Raw genomic sequence first — 5471 nt, 5'->3', positions numbered from 1 at the left:
CAGGTCGGCGTCGGTCTGGAAGCCGCCACCGCCACTGCCGATGGTGATGGCACGCGCTGTCGTGACTGTGGCGGTGTTCTGCAGCGTGCCGCCATCGAGGGTCAGCGGGCCCGCCGCCGTGCCGAGGTTCGGGTCGGAGGAGATCGACAGCGTGCCGCCGGTGACGGTGGTGCCACCGCTGTAGGTGTTGGTGCCGGAGAGTACCAGCCGTCCAGCGCCCCTCTTGACCACGCCGATGCTGCCGGCGTTGGCGCCGAGGCCGCCGGAGCCGGTCTGGTCGGCGATCGCGTCGGCCACGGTCTGCAGGTCGCCGGCGTCCGGCGCGAAGGCCAGCGTGCCGCTCGTGCCCTGCATGAAGATGCCGCTGCCGAAGGCCGAGCCGTCATCCGCGCCACCGCCGCTGCCGCTCGCGCCGGCAACCACGCCGTTGCCGCTCACTTGGCTGGTGCCACTCAGGGTGAGCGAGCCCCCTTCCATCACGAAGATCGCACCGCCCATGCCGGCACCGCCTCCGCCGGCGCCAGTGATGCCCCCTCCGAGAGTGATTCCTCCCCCGCCCCCGCCGAAGCCCCCGAGGCCTGCCACGATTTGGCCGCTGCTGCCGCCACCACCGCCAAAGCCTCCCGCTCCCCCAAAGAAATTTCCACCCCCACCACCGCCTCCAAATCCGCCGCGCCCGCCCTCGGAGCTACCAAAGGCGCCGCTGCCACCGCCGCCACCGCCCAAGCCACCGCCTCCACCTCGGGTGGCCACGCCAAATTCAGTAAAGCCGGCCCCCCCACCACCGGTATAGGCGCCGCCATCGCCTCCATCTCCGCTACTGCCTGCACCGCCAGTCGGCCCTCCACCGTCGCCGCCTATGAGTGTCGCCAGGGGAGGAGCGCCATCTGCAAACAAGCCACCGCCCCCGCCGCCATTCGAAGGGCCTGCAGGGACGGCCGTGCCTCCATTGCCTCCCATCCCGCCCCCGCCGCCCACGCCACCGGTAAAAGGGCCGAATTCGCCACCGCTACCCCCCATCGCACGGTTGTCGAGGATGACCACGTCCTCCAGGTTGGCCCCCGCGCCATTGGCCACGAACACCGCGCCGCCTGCGCCCATGCCGCCACCGCCGGCGGCGAAGCCCGCCCCACCCTGCCCGCCCAGGGCCCGCAGGTTCTGCATCCTCAGGTTGCTGATGGTCGCCGTGCCGGCGCCAATGAAGAACCCACGATACGTACTGGCGCCATCCAGGGTATGGCCATTGCCGTTGATCGTCGCATCTGCGCCGAGCACGCCTATGTTGCCCGTGAGCGTGATGCTGGCCGTGAGCGTGATGGTGCTGTCCGTGGCAGCGTTTGCAATGCAGCTGGCCAACGACGCGGTGTCGCCCGCATCGCAGGCGAAGGCTGATGGAGCCGCCCAGGTAAGCAGGCAGGCACTCGCAAGCAAACGGAGAGACGACACGCCGGCCCTCGCGATGCCGCTGCGTTTGCCTCGCGCACGGGCTTTCTCGGGGGCTGCCACCCAGGCGCCCAATGCGGCGTTCCAAAGGCTGCGATGCATTCTGTTCATGGGAGATCTCGGGTTGTCCAGGGACCCACGCGCGCGTTGCACGCACGTGGCAGGCGTGCCGCCTGAACGGTGACCTTCCTCTTCCATGCATGCGCCAGAGGAGGAGGCTCGGGTCTCAGTTCTTGAACCCCGGCCGGGCAGCGACCCGCGAATGCTAGGAATACCCAGCGGGATCGTGAGATCGCTGCGACAAAAAGCGAGATTTAGCTTGCGGGCACCCTATGCCTGCTTCGGAAGCGCGATCACGAAGCTGGCTCCGCCACCCGGCCGGTCCTCGCAGCGCACGCTGCCGCCGTGGCGCTCGGTGATCGACTTCACCAGCGCGAGTCCGAGGCCCACGCCGCCGTTGCGCTCGCTCGCGCCCGGCAGCCGGTAGAAGGGCTCGAAGATCCGATCACGCAGCGCAGCCGGCACGCCGGGGCCGCGGTCGTTGACGCGGATTTCCGCCGTGCCTTGCCGACTGCCGAGCTCGACGCTGATCTCGCCGGCGCCGTAGCGGCGCGCGTTCTCGAGCAGGTTGCGGATCGCGCGGCGCAGGAGGCGCGGGACGCCGCGCACCGTGAGCGCCTCGCTGCTGGCGTTCTCGGCCACGTCGAGTTCGGCGTCGACGCGCGCGCACTCCTCGGCCGCCAAGCCGGTGAGATCCACTGATTCGACCGTGCCCATGTCGGCTTCCTTGGCGTCCAGCCGGCTGGCCAGCAGGATCTCGTCGATCAACTGGTCGAGTTCGGCGATGTTGCGCGCAATTTCGTCGCGCGCGGTCGGACTCGGCCGCTCGCTCATCAGCTCCAGTCCCATGCGGATGCGCGCCAGCGGCGAGCGCAGCTCGTGCGAGGCATTGGCCAGCAGCGACTTGTGGGAGCGCACCAGCTCCTCGACACGGGCCGCGGCTGAATTGAAGCGGTTGGACAGGTCGGCCACCTCGTCCTGCCCGTCCTCCGCCACGCGGACCGACAGGTCGCCTTCGCCCCAGCGCTGCACGCCACGCTGCAGCGTCTCCAGCCGCTTGGTGATCTTGCGCACGATCGGGTAGACACCCAGCGCCACTGCCACGCCGACCAGCGCGATCATCCAGCCCAGTCCGAACGGAGTGCGCCAGGCGGCCAGGCCGGTGCTCCCGGTCGGACGCGGCCGCGGCGCGACGCGCAGCGACATCGCGCGGCCGTCCTCGAGCGTCACCTCGAACTCCAACCCCTGGCCGGGCACCCGCACCGCGCTGCCGACGCCGATCGCGCGGTCCTTGCCGTCGAGCACCACCACCTCTCGCGGCACCGCCGACAGCCGCTCACGCTCGTTCTCGGCGGCTTCCCGCACGATCCAGTTGGCGCAGAGTGTGAGGATGACGACGCCGCCCACCACCGCCAGCCAGATGCGGACGTAGAGATGGCGGCGGTACAGGTTGAGCAACATCAGTCCTGCTGCTTGGCAAAAACGTAGCCCACGCCGCGCACCGTCAGGATGCGCTTGGGGTTCTTGGCATCGGCCTCGATCGCCGCGCGGATGCGGCCCATGTGCACGTCGATCGAGCGGTCGAAGGCCTCCAGCTCGCGGCCGCGCACGGCTTCCATGATCTGGTCGCGCGTGAGCACGCGGCCTGCGCGCTCGGCCATGGCGACCAGCAGGTCGAACTGATAGGAGGTGAGGTCGGCGAGCGCCCCGCCGACGGTCACGCTGCGGGCGTTGCGGTCGATCTCCAGCGTGCCGAAGCGCATCACGGCGGCGGGCGCCGCCTCGCTGCCGCCTTCGCCGCGCCGGCGCAGCACGGCGCGGATGCGCGCCAGCAGCTCGCGCGGCTCGAAGGGCTTGGGCAGGTAGTCGTCGGCGCCGATCTCGAGGCCGATGATGCGGTCCATGGGATCGCCCTTGGCGGTGAGCATGAGCACCGACACCTTGGCGAGCGCGCTGTTGGGCAGGGCACGGATGCGGCGGCAGACCTCGAGGCCGTCGGTGTCGGGCAGCATCAGGTCGAGGATCACGAGGTCGGGCGAACGCTGCTGCAGCATCTCGAGCCCGCTGGCGCCGTCGAGGGCATGGTGGAAGCCGAAGCCCGACTGCGCCAGGTACTCGCCGACCATCTGAGCCAGGCGGGCGTCGTCTTCGATCATCAGGAGTTGGGGTGTGCTCATCGGGGTCCTCGGCCGGCGCGCGCGCCGGCTTTTGTTCGGCCCGGCAGGACGCCGGGGGGATGCTGAAGCCTAGCGTCGCCGGGCGGGGACAAGAAGGCTTGAACGCTCCGTAAAGCTGGCGTAAACCTCGCAGCCAACGGTATCCATCATTCTGAAGCTGCAAATAGCATGGGGGCTGCGACACCGGCGGGCGATGGCGTGGCACCGGTCCTTTCGGCCAGCACTGCGCGCAGGGCCCGGTCGTCCAGGTCCGGATGCTGGCCGCCGGCGCGACGCAGGATCTCGCCGGCCAGCGCCCGCAGCTGCTCGGCCGACGCCCGCATGCGCGCCTGGAAGGCCGCGTCGTCCAGCCGGTCACCCAGGCTGCGGTTGAGTTCGGCGAACCACGGCAGGGCGGCATGGTCCAGCATCACGGCCGCGTTGCGCTTGGCGCTCTTCCCCGACCAGGCGCGCAGGAAGTCCTGCATCGCGAAGTTCAGGTGCTGGCAGTGCAGCAGCTCCTCGCGCAGGCTGCCGAGCAGCGCAAGGTCGGTGAGGCGCTGCTGGAAGAAGATCTGCGAGAGCACACCCCAGTAATAGGTGTAGTCCCAGATCACCTTCACCGGCAGCACCTCGGGGTCGCCGAAAAGCGCGTATTGGTCGGTGTAGAGCGCGAGCGTGCTCTCGTAGAACGAGTGATAGATCTGGTCGTAGAGCTGCGCGCGCGCCTCCACCGAGTGCCCGGCGCGGTCGTGCGCGATCAGGTCGGTGATGTAGGTGTTGCTCATCGCGATGAAGTCGCTGCCCGGCGAGTAGAACGGGTCGAGGAAAAGCCCCGCCTCGCCGGTCAGTGCCCAGCGCTGTCCCGAGAACACCTGCTTGCAGCCGTAGGAGAAGTCGCGGAAGAAGGCGAAGTCCTGCAGCAGGTGCCGCTTGCCGTCGAGTTCATCGTAGAGGCGCGGCTGCCAGGTGCGCAGCCACGCCATGGCTTTGTCGAAGCTGTCCATGGCGTCGAGCGGGTGCTGCCGCGGGTCGGCCACGATGCCGACCGAATGCGAGCCCGAGGCCAGCGGGATCAGCCAGACCCAGTAGCCGGTGCCGACCAGGTGGTTGGTCGACAGCCAGCGCGCCTGCGGCTCGCAGCGTTCGCGCCACTCGGCGCTGTCGGACCAGTGGTCGATGGTGATGCGCTCGCCGATGCGGAACCAGACCGCATTGCACACATGTGCGTTGGGCTGCGCGAGCCCCAGCTTGCGCTTGAGCAGGCCGGCGCGGCCGCAGGCGTCCACCAGCCATCGCGCGTGGACGACGTGCGTCTCGCCGTCTTGCGTCCATTCGAGCCGGTGCGGCGCATGGACATCCTCGGCCAGCTCGATGCGGCGCACCAGCGCGTCGTCGATGAAGTGCACGCCGGCCCGCGTGGCCTCCTTCGCCAGGTAGTTCTCGAAGATGCCGCGGTCGATCTGGTAGCTGGGCACCGAGAGGTAGCGGCTGGAGCCGATCTCGGTCACCTGGTCGATGTCGCGCCGGCCCTCGCTGAAGAAGAAGCGGAAGCCGAACTTGCGCAAGTGGGCGCCATGCATGTGGGCCTTCAGGCCCAGCACCGTGTCGAAGTAATGGGCACCGATCTCGACGGAGGACTCCCCCACCTTGTGCGCGGCATGCGGCACCGGATGGGCGCGACGCTCCAGCACCACCACGTCGATGTCGCCGAAGCGCCGCTTGAGCTGCAGCGCGAGCGTGAGCCCCCCGAGCCCGCCCCCCATGATGACGACATCGTGGTTGGAAGGCGTGGTGTCCACAGTGGGTCAG

4 protein-coding genes are annotated in these 5471 nt (G+C 69.4%); all 4 read right to left on the bottom strand.

Annotation, left to right across the window (positions count from 1 at the left end):
• A partial coding sequence (locus tag APY03_RS45330; protein WP_198161245.1) for an ESPR domain-containing protein occupies positions 1 to 1554 on the bottom strand: 1554 nt, incomplete at its 3' end.
• A gap of 219 nt (positions 1555 to 1773) precedes the next feature.
• Positions 1774 to 2964 carry a sensor histidine kinase gene (locus APY03_RS13560; RefSeq protein ID WP_083944333.1) on the bottom strand — a complete coding sequence of 397 codons (1191 nt, stop codon included), beginning with the start codon at positions 2962 to 2964 and terminating at the stop codon, positions 1774 to 1776.
• Positions 2964 to 3680 carry a response regulator transcription factor gene (locus tag APY03_RS13555; RefSeq protein WP_068677652.1) on the bottom strand — a complete coding sequence of 239 codons (717 nt, stop codon included), beginning with the start codon at positions 3678 to 3680 and terminating at the stop codon, positions 2964 to 2966. Before APY03_RS13555 ends, APY03_RS13560 begins: the two co-directional genes overlap by 1 nt.
• Positions 3681 to 3826: 146 nt before the next feature.
• On the bottom strand, positions 3827 to 5461 hold the full coding sequence (locus tag APY03_RS13550; protein ID WP_232081204.1) for an NAD(P)/FAD-dependent oxidoreductase: 1635 nt from the start codon (positions 5459 to 5461) through the stop codon (positions 3827 to 3829).
• Positions 5462 to 5471: the final 10 nt, after the last annotated feature.

Origin of the sequence: Variovorax sp. WDL1, assembly GCF_001541225.1 — a bacterium.
Lineage (GTDB): Bacteria > Pseudomonadota > Gammaproteobacteria > Burkholderiales > Burkholderiaceae_C > Variovorax.
The sequence above is the reverse complement of the archived record's forward strand: the minus strand, read 5'-3'. Positions and strand labels throughout refer to the sequence as shown.